Here is a 19,902-nt window from a genome sequence, read left to right as displayed (position 1 = left end):
GATGATTGAAAACTCTTATTGTTAATTTGCCCTGTTTTTTTCGTCAAACTTAATGTTGCTTGTAGCGCCTTTTACTTTGTTGTTACCAAAGTTGTAGGTAGCACTCAGCGTTAGTGTCCGCCCGTCATAATAGTTATCGTATGTTGTGCTGATGGTTGTATAGGTGGTATTTCCTCTGCCTCTGTCGGAACGGAATACATCGTTTATAACGGCATTAACCTGTAACTTTTTATCCAATAGCGCCATTTTTAAACCGGGAGAAAACTCATAGGAACCTTTTATATAGGAATTTCCATAGGTGTACGGTAATGCCTGCCAGAAATTAAGCAACAGGAACATGGTTTTGTCCTTATTCAGCGTTATCGTATTATTGGTCGTATAGTAAAAGGAAAACGACTGCTGCCCCACAATGTCAGCATATAGCCCTTTCGTTTGGGTGTGATAGGTATTCAGATTTACGGAACTTTCCCAGAGGCTGAAAAACGTATCAACATAATTCACCGTTAACCCGGTTTTGCTTTCGCGGAAATAATTCTGGTAGCCTACAATTTTATAGCCGTCATTAAAGTTTACTACCTGTCCGTAATTATCGTCACTGAATTGCTGGTAAAGCGTAAACGATAGTTTATTTTTAAACGAATAGCCCAATTCTATATTGTCGTTATAGGACGGCTGCAACAACGGATTTCCTTCTGCATAAGTATAGGTATTGGAATACCAGCGGTATGGGTTCAATGCTCTGAAAAACGGCCTGTTAATCCGTCTGGAATAATTAACCGAAAGTGCGTGATTATTAGTGGGTTTGTAAACCACATATAGCGACGGAAACCATTTCCCGTAATGCTTTGTTGTTTTCTCTCCTGTTGCCGGCGTCAAGCCTTCAATAATGGAATATTCATAACGCAGCCCCGCTTTTGCCGACCACTGCTCACTGAAGTTTTTATGCATACTGAGATAGCCTGCCAGATTTTGCTCGTTGTAACGAAACAGGTTGCTGTTGTTCGGATCCAGTACATATTCATGCTGTAAAAAGTTGAAATACTGAATATCGGAAGCATTCCGGAATAGTGTATATTTTGTTCCGGTTTCCAGATTGACCCAGTCGTATGGCAATACCAGATCGGCCTGACCGGACCAGATGGCATAATCAATGACGCTGTAATTGCGAACGGTTGTGCTTTGCTCCGTTTGTGTATTCAGTGTCCGGAAGTTTATTTTGTTATCCGGAATATTGGAAAAATAATTCCCGGTAATGTTTAGCTTTTTGCCTAAAGTATCCAGTTTTTGTTCATAAAATACACTCAGCGTATGCGACGGAACATTATAGCGGTGTTGCGAATTGGTTGTCAGCAGTGAATCTGTCTCGCTTCCGGTTTTATAAATGGACGCATTATGAATATCCATATTGAGTTTCCCCATATTAAAATCATAAATAGCGCCTATTTTAGATTTTTCAGACAGCGTATAATCCAGGCTCAGATTTCCCCCTATTCCCTTATTCATATCTTCCCGGACATCCGTACTGTAAACGGAATTATCGCCCTGAACACTGGTTCGTTCTACCGATTTCTTTTTACGGTCGTAATGCCGCAGCTTTAACGAAGTACTGAACCGCTCCGACTGGTAATTCAAGGCTGCAATGTTTATATAACCGTTGAACGTTTTGCGCACATAGGTGGACGATACATTCCCGCTCCATCCCAAAACCGGATTCTTTTTAAGGATAATATTAATGATTCCGCTATTTCCCTGGGCTTCATATTTTGCCGGAGGCGTTGTGATCACTTCTATTTTGGCAATATTCTCTGAACGGAGTGATTGCAGGTAATTGACCAGTTCACTTCCCGAAAGGTTAAGCATCCGGTCGTTGACCATAACCGAAACACCGCTTTTCCCGACAATCGAAATCCCGTTATTCGCATCTACTTTTACCATCGGGGTATTGCTCAAAGCCTGTGTGGCATCCATTCCCAGGGAAGCAACGCTGTTTTCGACATTAAAAACCAGCCGGTCCACTTTCCGTTCGATGAGTTTTTTCTTCTTTTCGATCACTACCTCCTGTAATACTTCTGTATTTCCAATTTTCAGGTCGCCTAAATCGATATTCTTGTCCAGCTGCAGTGGGCTGTGGTAAACCGTTTTGCCAAGCCGGTTAATTTTAAGCGTATAATTGCCTTCAGCTGCTATTATTTTAAAATTGCCTTTTTCATCGGAGAATTCTTTTTTTACGATCAGGCTGTCGTTTGTTTGGAGCAGAATTTCCGCCAGATCGACTGAACCGGCAATTCTTCCGGAAACCGTATATTGGGCTTGTGCCCTACTCCAAACAGTAACAAGGGCTATTACAATAAAAAGTAGACGCATATTTTGTTTTGATTTTTTGAGGTTACGGCTGTTCCGCTTCGAAACAGCTTTTTAGTTGTTTTACGGCAATAGTCTTCCTGTCCTGTTCTTTATCAAAAGAGGGTACATGGTGTAGTCCTGTTGTTTCGGCACCGGCAATAGTTTCCCGCATCCGGAACGGATGTTCTTAAAAAACAGGAAACTATCAGGGTTAACAACGAAGGGTTGGCCTGTTTAAGGCTGTCGTAATTTACGCTTACATTTTCATGATTTTTACGTTGCCGTAAGTAGATTTAATCGTCATCGTGTTGGCACCGCTTTTCTTGTAAAATCCGGTATAGGTAGTCGTATTTTTAACCGTTGTTTTGTTGGCATCCAGATCGGAATTGTCCGTTAAATCGGCATACGTGAGCTCAAAATTATAATTAAAAGGATAGTTATCGGCATGACCGATTGTAATTCCGGTATATCTGGAAATTATGCTCACATTATTCGCTTTTGCTTCTATCCCATTAATCGTTATCTGCCCGTAATCGGACGTAAGCGCGATATCTTTTGAAAGCTGTCCGAAAACCATTGTTGTGTAATCACCATCCCCTTTAACCAGGTCGGCACTGCCAATAGTAAGCCCGCCGTACTTTGATTTAAAATCCAGTACATTGACCTCTTTGATTTTTGCCTGCGTATAGTTATTCACCAGGTTTAATTTATCGGATTTATTCAGTGTAAAATCCGAATAATTGGCTGTCAGCACACCTTCTTTCAGGTAACCGATAGTTGAAGCACTGGAATAGCTTATCTCGATAGTGTTGCGGCTGCCAAGCAGTTCATTAGCCGTAAGCTTACCGTAACGACAGTTGATATTTGCTTCTGCCAGCAGTTTATCGACCGTTATATTGCCAAATTTGTTTGCCAGTTTTACGCTTCCGTTTTTGGGAATTTTAATCGTATAATTGATTTCGATACTCAAATTGGATTTGCTTTCACCCATTTTATCCAGAACCGTTGTGGCCGTTATCCTGTTTTTCAAAGCTTCCAGATCAATACGGATTGCCTCTATTCTTTTGTTAACGGCCGCTTCGTTGTTGCCGCTAACCTTAATGAATACTTCAATGGCCGTTTTAGCCTCATTCCAGGTCGTCACATAAATGTTTCCAAAACTGTTGCTGACTTCCAGATGGGCATCCGGGTTTACTAAATATGTTTTTTCAATCTTTTTTTCTTTGCTGTATTTACCCGGATTGCCATTACCTGCAATAAGGAAAGACGGTACTATTAAAAGAAACAGCATTATTTTAGAGCATATTGTTTTCATGTGTTTTCTTATTTAGTTTATTATTATTGTCTATTTGATGCAATACATCTTCCAAAAAGGATATTCTTGTTTTCAGATTGGTGAGCATTGCAAAAATCAGCTGCTTGTTTTCACCATTATGAAGAAGCTCGAGCTTAATTTTTTCATAATCGCTATCCAGTTTTTGCATCTGTATAATCGCATCAGCTATGATTTTTTTGTTTTCGGGCGTATCGCGTTCCGTTACTTTTTCCAATTCATTGTCAATGATCGCTGTAAAATAGAAATGTATTTCCTGTACTTTCGGAGAAGTATCTGCCCATTCTTTTGCTGCCGGAGTCTGGTGCTGATAATACATAAAATATGACCCTATACACAGGATAACGGAAGCCGCTACAGTTACCGGCATCCAATATCTGGTTTTCTTTTTCTGTTGTATCTTATCAAAAAAACGCTCCTGGTGTCCTGATTCCGGTTCTTCAAAATCCCAGTCTTTTTCCAACTGTTTAAACAGCGTTGTTAAGTTGTCTTTTTCCTCTTTCATCTTACGGCTTCATTTAGTTTTATTCGTAATTTATCTTTTGCCCTGCTAATCATTGTCCGGCAGTTCATTTCTGTTATTCCCATGATCTGGCTGATTTCTTCCTGATCATATCCTTCTATCAGAAACAGCGTTAAAGCGATCCTGTAATTGTCCTGCAGTGACTGAATTGTTTTCATAACCTGTTGTGCTTTCAGGCTGCTGTAATCCATTTGCGTGTTATCGTCCGGAATGTCTTCTACTTTATTCAACACCGGATGCAATGCTTCCGTTGCCATTTTATGCCTCTTTTTGTAATTGTCGATACTCTTGTTCACGACAATCTTTTTAAGCCAGGCTCCAAAAGAAACTTCCTTTTTATATGCGTCCATATTCAGGAAGGCACTCAGAAACGATTCCTGCATAATGTCTTCCGCCCAATGCTCATCCTTCACAATACGATAGGCCGTATTGTACATCGCTTTATAAAACCGATTGTAAATTTCAAATTGGGCACCCCGGCTTCCGTTCTGGCAGCGTATAATTAAATTGTCGATATCGTTTGGTTTCGTTTCCAATGAAAGCATCAGGTTTTTATATAAAGACAGTACTTTTTTTGAAATGTTACACTTTTCAGAAAATAATATGCAAAATAGTATCAATATTAAAAAGATACCACTATCTCCTCAAATTATAGCGCATAAAAAAAGCCGGCACTAAGCCGGCTTTCATCGTATCGTGATAACAATACTTATTTTTTAGACCATTCCAGGATAGAATCCTTGTTCATCTTAACATAGTCACCATTGTTTTCTTTTTCAGCACCTGCCAACGATAATTTTGCTGTATCAATAGCGCCTTTTTTATCGCCCAGTTTCGCCTGAACCAATGATTTCAAACGCAAATACCAGAAAGGTGGTTCTTTTTTCATTTCAATAGCTTTGTTAACCCATCCTAAAGCTTTGTTCATATCACCATTGGATTGGTAATAGTACTGAGCTGCTGAGAAATAATCATTCTCTGTTGGACCTGCTAAAACATTTTCGATGCTCTTAGCGGCTATTTTTTGTGTAGGTACTTCAAACTTAACGGCTACCAATGTTTTTTCCCATGAAATTTCAAGGTTAGCATAGTCGTTATCCAGGTTGTTTACCGCAATAGTAAAAGTTTCTACTTTTCGGCCTAACGTTTCCGGTTTTACCGTTGTACGCAACGCTACTTTAGACTCATCCCATTTTTCAGGATTCCCCCAGTTATCTGTTGAAGTGTAAAAAATCACATCCCATGAATCCGCTTTTGGCAGTGTATAAAGGGCATATTTTCCTTTTTTCAACGTTTTACCGTCAATTACAACATCATCACTAAAAGAGATCGTCGTATTCGCGTTTGCTCCGGTTCTCCATATCTTTCCGTAAGGAACCAATTCTCCGAATACTGCTCTCCCTTTTGAACTTGGACGGGAATAATCCAACTCCACCTGGGTCAAACCAACTACTTGTTCCAATTCTGCTTTTGGACTCGCTTGTGGTGCTTTTACCTGCGCTTCAATGGCTAAAGTTGCCATAAAAAATGCTGCAGTTATAAAAATTTTTCTCATAACTATTGTCTGTTTATTAGCGAACGAATTTACTAAAAATTAACACTTAAAATGTTAATTTTAATTTAAAAGAAAAAAATGCTGTTTAACGATTTCCTAAAAAAATTAAACAGTTGTACTTTTACCAAAAAAGTATGAGACTTTATACCTTACATACCAAACAAAAGCTTCCCATTACAGTGGATGAAGCCTGGGATTTCTTTTCAGATCCGGGCAATCTGAATGTGATTACACCGGATAACATGAAATTCCGGACCCTATCCGGAGATAAGCAAAAAATGTTTGCCGGACAGATCATCCATTACCGGATTTCTCCTTTTCCCTTAATAACGATGCAATGGGTTACCGAAATCACACATGTTCAGGAAAAAAGCTTCTTTGTGGACGAACAGCGGTTTGGTCCTTATAAGTTTTGGCACCACAAACATTTTTTCAAAGCCATTGAAGGCGGCGTTGAAATGGAAGACGTAGTACATTATCAGGTTCCTTTTGGTGTTTTAGGCGAATCGTTTCATCCGCTTATCGTAAAACCCAGACTGAAAGCTATTTTCGATTACCGGAAAGCTGCATTAATCAAGCGCTTCGGGGAATACGATCCGAATATTAAAACATCAAGGTTATAACAAATTATATATGACTATTTTTTGGTTCAGAAGAGATTTACGACTGGAAGACAATATCGGTTTGTTCCACGCACTCAACAGCGGGGAACAGGTACTCCCTGTTTTTATTTTTGATCCTGATATCCTTACCCAGCTGCCGGAAGACGATGCCCGCGTAACTTTTATACACGCCCTTTTGTCTAAAATCCAGGAACAGCTCCTAAAGAAAGGAAAATCCCTGGCAGTATTTCACGGAAAGCCGCAGGCGGTTTTTCAAACACTTATTGCCAGTCATAACATCAGCAGCGTCTATACCAATCATGATTATGAGCCGCTGGCACGAAAAAGGGATATGGAAATCTATAGCCTGCTAAAAGAACACCATATTGCTTTTAAAACCAGTAAAGACCAGGTTATTTTTGAAAAAAATGAGGTGGTTAAAGACGACGGAACGCCTTATGTGGTGTACACTCCCTATTCCAAAAAATGGAAAGAAAAATTCCGCGGCATTCAATTGTCCCGGTATCCTTCTGAAGACTATCTGGACAACATTAGCATCCACGCCTATCCGTTTTTAAGTCTGGAGGACATTGGATTTAAAAAATCGGCTATTACGGTAAGCCCTTTTGATATTTCCGAAAAATTAATTGACCATTACGAAGCTACCCGCAACTTTCCTGCTGTTTCAGGAACGTCAATGCTGGGAACCTATCTGCGTTTTGGAGCGGTAAGCATCCGGAAAATGGTTCAAAAAGCGTCCGAAAGCCGTTATGAAACTTTTTTAAACGAGCTGATCTGGCGTGAATTTTTCATGCAGATCCTGTGGCATTTTCCACATACGGTAAACCGCAGTTTCCGGGAAAAATACGATGCTGTTGTTTGGGAAAACAATGAAGTTCTGTTTCAAAAATGGTGTGAGGGAAAAACCGGTTATCCTTTTGTTGATGCCGGAATGCGGGAACTGAATGCCACCGGCCACATGCACAACCGCGTACGCATGATTGTTGCCAGCTTTTTATGCAAACACCTGCTGATAGACTGGAAATGGGGCGAAACCTATTTTGCACAGCATTTACTGGACTACGAACAATCCAGCAATGTCGGCAACTGGCAATGGGCAGCGGGCTCCGGTGTTGATGCCGCTCCGTATTTCAGGATCTTCAATCCCACCGAACAGATCAAAAAATTTGATCCGGATTTGAAATACATAAAAAAATGGATCCCGGAGCTGGAAACCTCTCTTTATCCCAAACCGATAGTCGACCATAAAGAGGCACGGGAAAAATGCCTTAGCGTCTATAAAAAAGCCGTGGGATAATTTTACATTAGTCCACGGCTCAATACCTGTTATTCTATAAAACGATCCTGTTTTTTATCCCTTTCACCGTTTCAAAATTGATCTCATCAAAATGGTTGATTTCAAAATCGGCTTCTGTTAAATCCTGAAGTTTGGAATTGGCACTGTTATAGGCCAGACAGAAAATATCTGCCGCTTTGGAAGCTCTTACCCCATTGGTACTGTCTTCAATAACGATACAGTTTTCTTTTGGCGCCACCGATAACGAAGCGGCATGCAGAAAAATGGCCGGATGCGGTTTCGATTTCGGAAAATCCTCTCCGCTCACCGTATGTGTAAAATACGGATGCAGTTCAAAACGGTTAAAAACCCTTTCAATAGTACCTTTGGAAGCTGAAGATGCCAAAATAAGCTGCATCCCGTTTCCATGAAGATCCACGATTAATTTACGCACTCCTTCAATCAGTTCTAAATCTTCCTTAGTATCGAAAGCATCGTTGAATAAAAAACGTTTCCGAAGGATCAGTTCTTCCACATCGTGCGGCAAACCGAAAGCATCTTTTAATTTCTGGAAAACATTACGGGTGGAATTCCCGGTAAAAGTGGCATACATTTCTTCTGAGACTGCGATTCCCAATTCTGAAAAATGTTTGTAGTAAGCATATTTATGAACCGGTTCCGTATCTACGATTACGCCGTCCATATCAAAAATCACTGTTTTAATCATTGTGTTGTCGTTGTTTGTGCAAAAGTACGGCTTATTGTTTTATTTTTCCAAAGCGGAAGCGAACAATCCGTTTTTATAACGGTTCTATCCGGCTGAATAATAACACTTCCAAACGATTTTCGGCTGAAAATGAATTTTTAATTAAACTTTTTCCTTTACCTTTAGTCTAATTCACAAACAGCATGGCTTTTGCAGGACGAAAAAACATTTATCAGCGAATTATTGAATCCGAAAACGCAGAATGAAGCGTTTCGAAAGCTGCTATCCGAATACCAGCGTCCGCTATACAATCATATCCGGAACATCGTTATCAATCACGACGATACCGACGATGTTTTACAAAACACTTTTATCAAAGTATTTAATAATCTGAATGGTTTTAAAGGCGAAAGCAAATTGTTTTCCTGGATTTACCGTATTGCTACGAATGAAGCCATTACATTTATCCATCAGAGAGCCCGGAAAGCCGGTGTTTCCAGCGAAGAGCTGCAATCGAAAGCCGTGAATAACCTGGAAGCCGATGTGGATTATGACGGTGATGTCATCCAGCTGAAATTACAGAAAGCTGTGGCTACCTTACCGGAAAAACAACAGCTGGTTTTTAAAATGAAATATTTTGAAGAACTGAAATATGAAGATATGTCGGAAATTTTAGGAACCTCCGTAGGCGCCTTAAAAGCGTCGTATCATCATGCTGTTAAAAAAATTGAAGAATATTTAAATTCCGATTAAACCTTTTTTTCGGAACCTTGTCAAATAGATAACATGAATATGAAATAGCGGTGTTTTACTATATAAATACCGTTTATGAAGCACGAAAACTGAGAATAATGAAAAAGTTTGATTTACATAACGATCCGAAAATAACCTCCGGTTTTAAAACTCCGGATGCTTATTTTGAAAAATCCGCTGCGGAGATAATGGCGAAACTACCGGTACCAGAAAGTGGTAAGGTCATCGCATTGCCCCAGCGAAAAGTAGTCTGGATGTCGGGCATAGCCGCTTCCCTGCTATTGGTATCCGGATTGTCTGTTTATTATTTTGCCGGCACACCGTCTACCGGAAATTTAGACGATGCCGTGGTGGAATCCTACCTGCAGGCCAATGTGAATTCTTTCGACATTATCCAGCATCTTGATGAAAAAGATATTAAAGAACTTGAAAAATCCATCGTTTTAAGCGACGATGCCGTAGAGTCCTATCTATCCGATAACAACAATTTAGACCTTTATTTAAACGAATAATACCATGATTGCAAAACGAATCTTACCGTTTATACTTTTACTGATTTCCATCACCGGTTTCGGACAGGATTTCAAAGAAAAAAGAGAGCAGATAAAACAGCTTAAAGTTGCTTTTATTACGACAGAAGTAGGACTAACAACCGAAGAAGCCACTAAATTCTGGCCTATTTACAATACTTTTGACGAAAGGCAGTTTGAACTGAGACATAAAAAAATGCGCGGTTTCCAGAACAATATGAAGGATGATGCCATTGATAAAATGACCGAAAAAGAAGCACTTGCTTTTCTAAACCAGATTGAAAATACGGAAGAGGAACTGTTTAACCTGAGGCTGAAACTGATAGCCGATTTAAAAACGGTTTTAAGTCCTACCAAGATCTTAAAATTCAAAAAAGCAGAAGACGATTTTAACCGAAAGCTGTTGCGACAGATGAGGGACCGAAAATAAAAAAAGGAGCATTCAGCTCCTTTTTTTATTGAAATCGAAATCGTATTATCTTATTATTTCCGGCAGCAACTGCCGTTTTGGAGTCCATAAAACGCAGGGTAAACAAATCTTTGTAGTCTGCAATTTTACGCCAGCTCGTTCCCTGGTCAGCTGAGTAAAAAACTCCCGAAACTCCCACTGTCAGTAATTCCTGTCCTTTACTGTCCGGAAAAAACTGTACACAGGAACCATACCCGAATCCTTCATGTTCCGCGATGCGTTTCCATGTTTTACCGCCATCGGCAGTACTGATTTTGTTACCAAAATTCTGTTCCGGTTTTTCATAGTTCCCGCCCACTGCAAATCCGGTCATTTCATCATAAAAAGCAGCCGAAAATATTCCGGTCATCGCTTCGCCCTGAACTATTGGCGTTGCATACGTTTTCCAGGTCATTCCTTTGTCTGGTGAATAAAAAACGTTTGATTTTTTCCCACCGGAAACAATCCAGGTATGCGTGCCTTTTATAATAATATTGGTATTACTGGCTGCAAAAAAAGCTTCTCCGGCAGCGATTTCCGGTAAAGCACCGCAGTTTATTTTGGTCCAGCTTTCTCCGCCATCCCGGGTTATGATCAGGGAAAAACAATTTTCGACCGGATCGCCCACAGCAATTCCTTCCTTATCATTCCAAAACTGCATGCTGTCGTAAAACACTTTTTCTCCTTTTTCGGCATACACTAAAGCCGTATGTTTCCCGTCTTTTGAAATCCGGTACAGCAAACCGGGGTTACCGATACTCAGTATAAAAACATGCTCTTTTGTCTGGGCAATACTTCTGAATTCTAACTTTAAATCGTCTTTGGCCACATGACCGGTAAACGTTTTGCTTTTATCCAGCGTAACATAACCATACTTCCCGTTGTTTCCGGCATACCAGATCCGGTTGCTGTCTGCAGCAATTGCCCGGATACTGATTTTCTCCGTCAGTAAAGTGTCCGCAATAACTTTTGTAAAGCCGGACCTGGGTGTGGTGGTGATCGTTTCCGGATTATCGGATTTTGTTTTCAGTTTACACGAAAAGCAAATACAGATAATGGCAAGCAAAAAGCCTTTTTTCATTTATAAAATTTTAAAAGGCTAATTTACAAAAACAATGCTGCGATTACAGTCTTTTATTTTTACCGTCCAAAAGGTGCATCCACAACATTCGGGACAACCTGAAATTGAACGTGCTCAGCAATACGGACATGATGGCAATTAAAACCACGATTGTGACAAAACTGTGTACGAAAAACTGAATGATCAGGAAGAAAACAACCATTTCCGCTACGGCTACTGCATAGCTCACAAACATGGAACCAAAGAAGTAACCCGGTTCTTTTTCAAACTGATGGTCGCAATGCGAACAGCGTTTGTTCATCTTCGGCATTTGAAAAAGCAGTATGTTTCCCTTTTTCTCAAAAACTTTTCCCTCTCCGCATTTAGGACATTTCTCGGTAATAATATTCTTTAAAACTGACATATTCTTTTTTTATACAAATTTCACAAGAATTCCCGTTTTAGCTATAGACTAATTACACTATATTTTGTACTTTTCGGACACAAAAGCAACCCTCCCTTACCCCATGCAAACGGCTATTCTCGATATCAGGCAATTCGACGCCACCGGAAACCGGAAAGAGTTTTACGTGAATACTATTGAAAATCATATCATTACCAACCACCGGAACATTCACAAACCCCATAAACACAATTTCTATCTTGCTGTACTATTCACGCAGGGAACAGGAATTCACGAGATCGATTTCACGACTTATGCAGTAAAGAGAGGCAGTTTGTTTTTTCTGAATCCCGGACAAACCCATCACTGGGAACTTTCCGAAGACATTAGCGGTTATATCTTCTTTCACACCCAGGCTTTTTACGATTTGCACTTTACCCGCAACAGGGTCACGCATTTTCCTTTTTTCTATAGTGTTCAAAACTCGCCTTATCTGGAATTGGATGAAAAAAACTGTTCCGGTTTTACATCGATGTTCCGGGATATTTATACCGAAAACCACGCAGATCACTTTTTAAAAAACCAAATAATCCTTAACAGCATCGACCGGCTTTATATTGAAAGTACGCGGCTTTATATTGAAAAAAACACTCCTAAAATAATAACCCAGAATGCGTATGCCATCCGTTTCCAGGAACTGGAACAATTAATTGAAAAGCATTATAAAACCGAAAAATCGCCTTCGCAATATGCCGACTGGCTAAACGTGAGTCCCAAGCACCTTAACCGTATTACCCAGTCCATGGTTGGCAAAACCACTTCCGATGTGATACTGGACCGTGTTTTTCTGGAAGCCAAAAGGGAACTGATCCGTTTCAAGAATAATTTTGCCGAAGTTGCCCTCCAATTGGGCTATGACGACTATGCCTATTTCTCTAAACTTTTCAAGAAAAAATGCGGGGAAACACCTTCGGCGTTTATTAACAAATACAGATAGGCAATCAAGACAATAATTTGCTTATCTTTGCAAGCTGATTTTTACACAGATGAGATTACACAGAAACTTAGTTTTTACCGTTATAGATTCCATTATGGCAATCTTCAACGAGGGAGAATATGCCGATAAGGTTGTTGCGAGAGCATTAAAAAAAGATAAAAGATGGGGAAGCAGCGATAGAAAATTCGTCGCGGAAACCATTTATGAAATAGTACGCTGGAAACGTTTATACTGCGAAATTGCAGAGGTAAAAGAACCTTATGACAGGGATAATGTCTGGAGGATTTTTGCAGTTTGGGCAGTTTTGCGCGGTTATACGCTTCCGGACTGGAAGTATTTTGAAAGTACACCGGTTCGAAAAATCAAAGGCCGTTTCGACGAGTTGTCAAAAATCAGAAAATACAAAGAATCCATTCCGGACTGGATGGATGAATTGGGTGTTCAGGAATTAGGAGAGGCACTTTGGTCAAAGGAGCTGGCTTCACAAAATGAGCAGGCCAAAGTTATTTTGCGTGTGAACACTTTAAAAACAACGAAAGAAAAACTTCGTGCCATTTTAATGGACCTGAACATCGAAACGGAATTCGTAGAAGGATATCCGGATGCTTTGGTACTTAAAGAGCGTGCTAATGTTTTCCTGACACAGGCTTTTAAAGACGGCTTTTTCGAAGTTCAGGACGCTTCGTCACAATTAGTGGCCCGTTTTCTGGATGTAAAACCGGGTATGCGCGTTGTGGATACCTGTGCCGGAGCCGGCGGAAAAACACTTCACATGGCATCGCTGATGGAAAATAAAGGGCAGCTTATCGCGATGGACCTATATGAAAGCAAACTAAAACAATTAAAACTTCGCGCCAAAAGAAACGGGGCATTCAACATTGAATACCGTATTATTGATACAACCAAAGTTATTAAAAAGCTTCATGAAAAAGCCGACAGGGTTTTAATTGACGCACCTTGCAGTGGTTTAGGAGTACTGAAAAGAAATCCTGACAGTAAATGGAAACTACAGCCGGAATTTATCGATAACATCCGAAAAGTTCAGGCTGAAGTATTGGAAAGCTATTCAAAAATTGTAAAACCCGGAGGAAAACTGGTATATGCTACCTGTTCTATTCTTCCATCGGAAAATCAGGAACAAGTCAAAAAATTCCTTGCTACAGAATCGGGTAAAAACTTCGAATTTGTAAAAGATGTAAAAGTATTGGCATCCGAATCAGGGTTTGACGGATTTTACATGGCTTTATTTGATCGGAAGATATAATAAACAAAACTTACATGAAAAAACTCTACTCTTTAGCGTTATCAATCACTTCACTGATTGGTTACGCTCAAGCTGGCGCGCCGGCGTCTCCTTATTACAACGGGTTTAACTGGACTGTAACCGGGAGTACGTTAAAAAGTGCGTTGGCTACCAAAATTACGAATACGCATACCAAAACGCTGAGCTATGACAACGTTTGGGATGCCGACAAGATCATTGACCTGGACCCGAATGATGCTTCCAATGCCAATGTTTTATTGCTTTACGGATTTAGCAGCACGATGTGTCCGGCTTCCACTTCTGATGACAACAATCACAGAAGAAGAAATAAAAACAGTAACGGCGGCGGTACCACCTGCGAATGGAACAGGGAACATACTTTTGCAAAATCACTGGGAACTCCGGATTTAGGAACTTCGGGCCCTGGTGCAGATGCACACCATTTAAGAGCTTCAGACGTACAGCGTAACGGTGCCAGAGGAAGTTTAAAATTTGCTCCGGGTTCCGGTAATTCAGGACCTGTTTCCGGCGGATGGTATCCGGGTGACGAATGGAAAGGCGATGTAGCCCGTATGATCATGTATATGTACCTGCGCTATCCAACCCGATGCCTGCCTAAAAATGTAGGTACCGGTTCGACCGTTTCTTCCGATGCCAATATGATTGCGCTATTCCTGCAATGGAATGCCGAAGACCCGGTTTCGGAATTTGAAGACAGAAGAAATACCTATTTGGGAAATGCCGGTAATACTTACGGTCAGGGGAACAGAAATCCATTTATTGACAATCCGTATTTAGCAACTGTTATCTGGGGCGGTCCGGTAGCCGAAAATCGCTGGCCATCCATCCTGGCTACAGACAGCTTCGATGCTCTGGCAAGTGTTCTGGTCTATCCAAACCCGTCTAACGACCAGAGAATCAATATTTATTCTGAAAAAGAACTGGATGAAATCCAGTTAATCAATATTAACGGTCAGATTATTCAACAAATCAAAAAACCGGCACACTATCAGCAGACTTACACGATAGAAAACCTGCCGCAAGGTTTTTACCTGGTTCGAATTTCGTCTGAAAACCTGACCACTACCAAAAAAATTATTGTCAATTAAAGGAGTTCCTTTAACTATAAAAAGCCTGTCTTCAATAACAGGCTTTTTTTATGCCTTTTTATAATTATTTCAAAAAGTTACAAATAAAACATTTTTAACCTCATTTACCCTGTAACATCGCAAAAAGTCATAATTCACTAACATCTAAATAGTTAAAATTCTTTTTTTATAACAGCAAACGCTATAATTTTACATCCTAATTATTCATCCACTATGAAAAAACTTTACACTACCGTCTTGTTGATGTCGGTTTTTATGGGTTTTGCCCAAATTCCTGTGGGCTATTATAACAGTGCTACCGGCACCGGTTATACATTAAAAACCCAATTGTATAATATTATCAAAGGTCACTCGGATCTGGGGTATAATGGTCTTTGGACCACTTACAGTACAGCCGACAGGGATCACTACTATGAGAATGACAATACTATTTTAGACATCTATTCGGAAAAACCGGCAGGACCGGACGCTTACAGCTATACTTACAGCACGGACCAATGTGGAAATTACACCGGCGAAGGCAGCTGTTACAACAGAGAACATACCATTCCTCAATCGGTATTTGGTTCTCAGGTTCCGATGTATTCTGATGCGCATCATATTCCACCTACAGATGGTTATGTAAACAACAGAAGAGACAATTATCCGCATGGTATGGTAGGAACGGCAACGTGGACCTCAACAAACGGATCCAAACTGGGAGCGGCTTCAAACTCCGGTTATGCAGCCGGATATACCGGAACTGTTTTTGAACCAATTGACGAGTTTAAAGGCGATATTGCCAGAATGTACCTTTATTTTGCGACACGCTACGAAAATGTTGTAAGCGGTTATACATACCCTATGTTTAACGGAACCAGCAATCAGGTTTTCACCAATACTTTCCTTAAAATATTAGTAAACTGGCACAATTTAGACCCGGTTAGCCAACGTGAAATCGATCGTAATAATGCTATCTACAACCGTCAGCACAACCGTAACCCGTATATTGACCACCCGGAATATGTGCAGTCCGTATGGGGAGCAGCTTTGGCAACCGAATCTTTCGATGCTTTAGCCAATGTATCCGTATATCCGAATCCGTCTAACGACCAGAGAATCAATATTTATTCTGAAAAAGAGCTGGATGAAATTCAGTTAATCAACATTAGCGGTCAGATCGTACAACAAATCAAAAAACCGGTTCACAATCAGGAAACCTATACTATAGATAACCTGCCTCACGGTTTCTATTTATTGAAATTGTCTGCAGAAAACCAAACGACAACTAAAAAGATAATCGTTAACTAATACGATAATACTATACTAAAAAAGGAGTGCTGAATCAGCACTCCTTTTTTTATGGTTATCTCACAAATGAATTACATATTTCTTCGGTACTGACCGCCTACTTCAAACAAAGCAGCCGTGATTTGACCTAAAGAGCAATATTTAGCAGCATCCATTAATTTCTCAAAGATATTCTGGTTCTGAATCGCAGCTTCCTGGATAATATCCAGTTGTTGCGCCACTTCATCCGCATTTGCTTTGTGAAGGTTTTCCAAGGTCAGGATCTGGAATTGTTTTTCCTCTTCCGTAGCACGGATAACCTCAGCCGGAACTACCGTAGGCGAACCTTTTGAGCTCAGGAAGGTATTTACACCGATGATCGGGAATTCTCCGGTATGTTTCAATGTTTCATAATACAAACTTTCTTCCTGGATTTTCGAACGCTGGTACATGGTTTCCATAGCCCCCAATACACCACCTCTTTCCGTAATTCTGTCAAATTCGGTTAAAACGGCTTCTTCCACTAAATCCGTAAGTTCTTCAATAATGAATGATCCCTGGATCGGGTTTTCGTTTTTAGCCAATCCTAATTCTTTATTGATGATTAACTGGATAGCCATTGCTCTACGTACCGATTCTTCTGTAGGTGTTGTGATCGCCTCATCATAAGCATTGGTGTGCAATGAATTACAGTTATCATAAATCGCATACAATGCCTGTAATGTAGTACGGATGTCGTTAAAGTCGATTTCCTGTGCGTGAAGCGAACGTCCGGATGTTTGAATATGGTATTTCAACATCTGTGCTCTTTCGTTGGCACCGTATTTATTTTTTAAGGCTTTTGCCCAGATCTTACGGGCCACACGTCCGATTACCGCATATTCCGGATCGATTCCGTTTGAGAAGAAAAACGACAGGTTCGGACCGAAATCGTTAATGTTCATTCCTCTGCTCAGATAATACTCTACATAAGTAAATCCGTTTGCAAGCGTGAAAGCCAGCTGTGTAATCGGGTTCGCTCCTGCTTCTGCAATATGGTATCCGGAAATGGAAACCGAATAGAAGTTACGTACATTTTGTTTAATGAAGTATTCCTGAACGTCACCCATTAAACGCAGTGCAAATTCTGTAGAGAAAATACAGGTATTCTGCGCCTGGTCTTCTTTTAAGATATCTGCCTGAACAGTACCCCTCACCTGTGCCAGGGTTTTTATTTTAATATCGCTATATACGTCGGCAGGTAAAACCTGATCTCCGGTTACTCCTAACAACATTAGTCCAAGTCCGTCATTACCCTGTGGCAATTCGCCATTGTAACGAGGACGTTCCACTCCTTTTTTCTTATAGATAGCGTTGATCTTAGCATCAACTTCTTTTTCTAAACCGTTTTCTTTAATGTATAGCTCACATTGCTGATCGATTGCTGCATTCATAAAGAATCCTAACAACATTGGCGCCGGACCGTTAATTGTCATACTCACCGAAGTCATCGGGTGTGCTAAATTGAATCCGGAATATAGTTTTTTAGCATCGTCCAGACAGCAGATCGATACCCCGGCATTTCCAATTTTACCGTAAATATCGGGACGGTGTCCGGGATCATTACCATATAAGGTCACACTATCGAAAGCTGTTGAAAGACGTTTTGCCGGCATTCCCAAGCTCACATAGTGGAAACGGCGGTTTGTACGCTCCGGTCCGCCTTCTCCGGCAAACATACGCGTAGGGTCCTCACCTTCTCTTTTAAACGGATATAATCCGGATGCAAAAGGGAATTCTCCCGGTACGTTTTCCTGCAGCGACCAACGTAATATGTCACCCCAGGCTTTGTATTTCGGCAAGGCAACTTTTGGTATCTGAGAATGCGATAAACTTTCCGTATGTGTCGCAATTTTAATTTCTTTATCACGAACCTTAAACGAGTAAACCGGATTTTTGTATTTGTTTACTTTTTCATCCCACGTTAAAATGATTTCCCAGTTGTACGGGTCTAAATTCATTTTTACCCTGTCGAATTCTTTGGTCAGCAACGACAGGAACGGTTCTTTCTCTTTATCGGTTACCGCGATGGAATATTCATCAATTCCGGCTTTATTGATTACCGGTACTTTACCGGAAACCGTTTCGATGGTTTTGAATATTCCGTATAATTTCTGTGCTACTTCCTGCTGGCTTAAGGCCTGCTCATCGTATTTTCTGTTGTTTTCTGAAATTTCCGACAAGTAACGGGTTCTGTGTGGCGGAATTACAAATATTTTCTCACTCATTTCGCGAGTGATCTCAAAAGTAGATTGTAAATCGGCTCCGGTTCTTTCTGCTACTTTATCCATAATGGATTTGTAAAGCGTGTTCATTCCCGGATCGTTAAACTGTGAGGCTATTGTTCCGAAAACCGGCATTTGATCCGGATTTACGTCCCAAAGATTATGATTTCGCTGGTATTGTTTTTTTACATCGCGAATGGCATCCAAAGCCCCTCTTTTGTCAAATTTGTTAATCGCTACCAGGTCGGCAAAATCCAACATGTCGATTTTTTCCAACTGAGTCGCCGCACCAAATTCCGGTGTCATCACATATAATGACACATCTGAGTGTTCTAAGATTTCCGTATCCGATTGTCCGATACCGGAAGTTTCCAATACGATCAAATCATATTTAGCGGCTTTCAATACTTCGATGGCTTCCGCTACATATTTTGACAATGCCAAATTGGACTGACGCGTAGCCAGGGAACGCATGTATACTCTCGGGTTATTAATGGCGTTCATTCGGATTCTGTCGCCTAATAAAGCACCGCCCGTTTTTCTTTTGGAAGGGTCAACCGAAATTAATCCGATTGTTTTTTCCGGGAAATCAATCAGGAAACGACGTACTAATTCGTCTACTAAAGAGGATTTTCCGGCACCACCCGTTCCGGTAATACCCAAAACAGGAATGTTTGATTCTTTATTTTTCTGATGGATGGCATCCAGCGTTGCTTTCGCTACTTCCGGATAGTTTTCTGCCGATGAAATAACACGGGCAATTGCCGTTGGGTTCTTTTCTTCCAGATGGTTGATTTCTCCGTTTAAGGTATCGCCAACCGGATAATCCGAGCGCTGTACCAAATCGTTAATCATCCCCTGTAACCCTAGTTCACGTCCGTCATCCGGAGAATAAATTCTTGTGATTCCGTATTCGTGTAATTCTTTTATCTCTTCCGGAAGGATTACTCCTCCACCGCCTCCAAAAATCTTAATATGTCCGGCGCCTTTTTCTTTTAAAAGGTCGTACATATATTTAAAATATTCATTGTGTCCTCCCTGATAGGAAGTCATCGCAATTGCATTGGCATCTTCCTGAATAGCGGTGTTTACCACTTCTTCCACACTTCTATCATGTCCTAAGTGAATTACCTCAACACCGGTTGCCTGAATAATTCTTCGCATGATGTTGATGGCCGCATCGTGACCGTCAAATAAAGACGCTGCTGTTACAATCCGGACTTTATTGATAGGTTGGTAAGGTTGTGCTTGTTCCATTTTTGTTACTGAATTTGAGGTCGCAATGTAGTGAATAATTAAAAATTAAAAAAGCGATATACTGTTAATAGAATGCTTTTCAGGAAGTATTTCAGGCATTTTTATAACAAAAAAGGCCCACCAAAGTGAGCCGATCTTTATTTAAAAACGATATTCGCGATATCGTGTGTCCTGAAGCTATTTGTCCGG

Annotated in this window: 19 protein-coding genes; 9 read left to right on the top strand and 10 right to left on the bottom strand. The window is 40.5% G+C overall.

Annotation, left to right across the window (positions count from 1 at the left end):
• Window positions 1-21 precede the first annotated feature (21 nt).
• From BGO42_RS06665 to BGO42_RS06640, 6 genes are all read right to left on the bottom strand, one after another.
• On the bottom strand, window positions 22-2,364 hold the full coding sequence (locus BGO42_RS06665; protein WP_273246091.1) for an outer membrane beta-barrel family protein: 2,343 nt from the start codon (window positions 2,362-2,364) through the stop codon (window positions 22-24).
• 22 nt (window positions 2,365-2,386) lie between these two features.
• A complete protein-coding gene (locus BGO42_RS06660; protein WP_273246089.1) occupies window positions 2,387-2,515 on the bottom strand; it encodes a hypothetical protein in 129 nt (42 codons plus the stop codon).
• An 84-nt stretch (window positions 2,516-2,599) separates the two neighbouring features.
• Window positions 2,600-3,658, bottom strand: coding sequence for a hypothetical protein (locus tag BGO42_RS06655; RefSeq protein WP_273246087.1), 1,059 nt, complete (start codon window positions 3,656-3,658; stop codon window positions 2,600-2,602).
• On the bottom strand, window positions 3,639-4,181 hold the full coding sequence (locus BGO42_RS06650; RefSeq protein ID WP_273246086.1) for an anti-sigma factor: 543 nt from the start codon (window positions 4,179-4,181) through the stop codon (window positions 3,639-3,641). Before BGO42_RS06650 ends, BGO42_RS06655 begins: the two co-directional genes overlap by 20 nt.
• Window positions 4,178-4,744: an RNA polymerase sigma factor gene (locus BGO42_RS06645; protein ID WP_273246084.1), complete on the bottom strand. Its 567-nt coding sequence runs from the start codon at window positions 4,742-4,744 to the stop codon at window positions 4,178-4,180. Before BGO42_RS06645 ends, BGO42_RS06650 begins: the two co-directional genes overlap by 4 nt.
• A 164-nt stretch (window positions 4,745-4,908) precedes the next feature.
• Window positions 4,909-5,754, bottom strand: a complete 846-nt coding sequence (locus BGO42_RS06640; protein ID WP_177733304.1) for a DUF2911 domain-containing protein — start codon at window positions 5,752-5,754, stop codon at window positions 4,909-4,911.
• A gap of 134 nt (window positions 5,755-5,888) precedes the next feature.
• Between BGO42_RS06640 and BGO42_RS06635 the strand changes: the two genes are divergently transcribed.
• Both BGO42_RS06635 and BGO42_RS06630 read left to right on the top strand, forming a co-directional pair.
• A complete protein-coding gene (locus BGO42_RS06635) occupies window positions 5,889-6,377 on the top strand; it encodes an SRPBCC family protein (protein ID WP_273246083.1) in 489 nt (162 codons plus the stop codon).
• Window positions 6,378-6,387: 10 nt separating this feature from the next.
• On the top strand, window positions 6,388-7,674 hold the full coding sequence (locus BGO42_RS06630; RefSeq protein WP_273246081.1) for a cryptochrome/photolyase family protein: 1,287 nt from the start codon (window positions 6,388-6,390) through the stop codon (window positions 7,672-7,674).
• 34 nt (window positions 7,675-7,708) lie between these two features.
• Here BGO42_RS06630 and BGO42_RS06625 read toward each other — a convergent pair whose 3' ends face one another.
• A complete protein-coding gene (locus tag BGO42_RS06625; protein WP_177733299.1) occupies window positions 7,709-8,380 on the bottom strand; it encodes an HAD family hydrolase in 672 nt (223 codons plus the stop codon).
• A 189-nt stretch (window positions 8,381-8,569) separates the two neighbouring features.
• On the opposite strand from BGO42_RS06625, the gene BGO42_RS06620 reads away from it, so the two are divergent.
• From BGO42_RS06620 to BGO42_RS06610, 3 genes are all read left to right on the top strand, one after another.
• Window positions 8,570-9,112 (top strand): RNA polymerase sigma factor, encoded by a 543-nt coding sequence (locus tag BGO42_RS06620; RefSeq protein WP_177733297.1) that lies wholly within the window; start codon window positions 8,570-8,572, stop codon window positions 9,110-9,112.
• Between the two features lie 98 nt (window positions 9,113-9,210).
• Window positions 9,211-9,624, top strand: coding sequence for a hypothetical protein (locus BGO42_RS06615; protein ID WP_177733295.1), 414 nt, complete (start codon window positions 9,211-9,213; stop codon window positions 9,622-9,624).
• Window positions 9,625-9,628: 4 nt separating this feature from the next.
• Window positions 9,629-10,072: a sensor of ECF-type sigma factor gene (locus BGO42_RS06610; RefSeq protein WP_177733293.1), complete on the top strand. Its 444-nt coding sequence runs from the start codon at window positions 9,629-9,631 to the stop codon at window positions 10,070-10,072.
• A 25-nt stretch (window positions 10,073-10,097) separates the two neighbouring features.
• On the opposite strand, the gene BGO42_RS06605 is transcribed toward BGO42_RS06610, so the two are convergent.
• Together BGO42_RS06605 and BGO42_RS06600 are read right to left on the bottom strand one after the other, a co-directional pair.
• The gene (locus BGO42_RS06605; protein ID WP_273246080.1) at window positions 10,098-11,171 is read right to left on the bottom strand and encodes a WD40/YVTN/BNR-like repeat-containing protein; all 1,074 of its coding nucleotides are present in this window, start codon (window positions 11,169-11,171) and stop codon (window positions 10,098-10,100) included.
• A 43-nt stretch (window positions 11,172-11,214) separates the two neighbouring features.
• Window positions 11,215-11,574 (bottom strand): DUF983 domain-containing protein, encoded by a 360-nt coding sequence (locus BGO42_RS06600; RefSeq protein ID WP_273246079.1) that lies wholly within the window; start codon window positions 11,572-11,574, stop codon window positions 11,215-11,217.
• A 103-nt stretch (window positions 11,575-11,677) separates the two neighbouring features.
• Between BGO42_RS06600 and BGO42_RS06595 the strand changes: the two genes are divergently transcribed.
• From BGO42_RS06595 to BGO42_RS06580, 4 genes are all read left to right on the top strand, one after another.
• On the top strand, window positions 11,678-12,550 hold the full coding sequence (locus BGO42_RS06595; RefSeq protein ID WP_273246078.1) for a helix-turn-helix domain-containing protein: 873 nt from the start codon (window positions 11,678-11,680) through the stop codon (window positions 12,548-12,550).
• Between the two features lie 49 nt (window positions 12,551-12,599).
• A complete protein-coding gene (locus BGO42_RS06590; protein WP_273246076.1) occupies window positions 12,600-13,814 on the top strand; it encodes an RsmB/NOP family class I SAM-dependent RNA methyltransferase in 1,215 nt (404 codons plus the stop codon).
• Between the two features lie 14 nt (window positions 13,815-13,828).
• Entirely contained in the window at window positions 13,829-14,923 is a 1,095-nt protein-coding gene (locus BGO42_RS06585) for an endonuclease (protein WP_273246075.1), read from the top strand.
• A 213-nt stretch (window positions 14,924-15,136) separates the two neighbouring features.
• Window positions 15,137-16,213 (top strand): endonuclease, encoded by a 1,077-nt coding sequence (locus tag BGO42_RS06580; protein ID WP_177733281.1) that lies wholly within the window; start codon window positions 15,137-15,139, stop codon window positions 16,211-16,213.
• Window positions 16,214-16,284: 71 nt separating this feature from the next.
• On the opposite strand, the gene BGO42_RS06575 is transcribed toward BGO42_RS06580, so the two are convergent.
• Window positions 16,285-19,713, bottom strand: a complete 3,429-nt coding sequence (locus tag BGO42_RS06575) for a methylmalonyl-CoA mutase family protein (RefSeq protein WP_273246074.1) — start codon at window positions 19,711-19,713, stop codon at window positions 16,285-16,287.
• Window positions 19,714-19,902: the final 189 nt, after the last annotated feature.

It is taken from the genome of Flavobacterium sp. 40-81 (genome assembly GCF_001898245.1).
GTDB lineage: Bacteria > Bacteroidota > Bacteroidia > Flavobacteriales > Flavobacteriaceae > Flavobacterium > Flavobacterium inviolabile.
The sequence above is the reverse complement of the archived record's forward strand: the minus strand, read 5'-3'. Positions and strand labels throughout refer to the sequence as shown.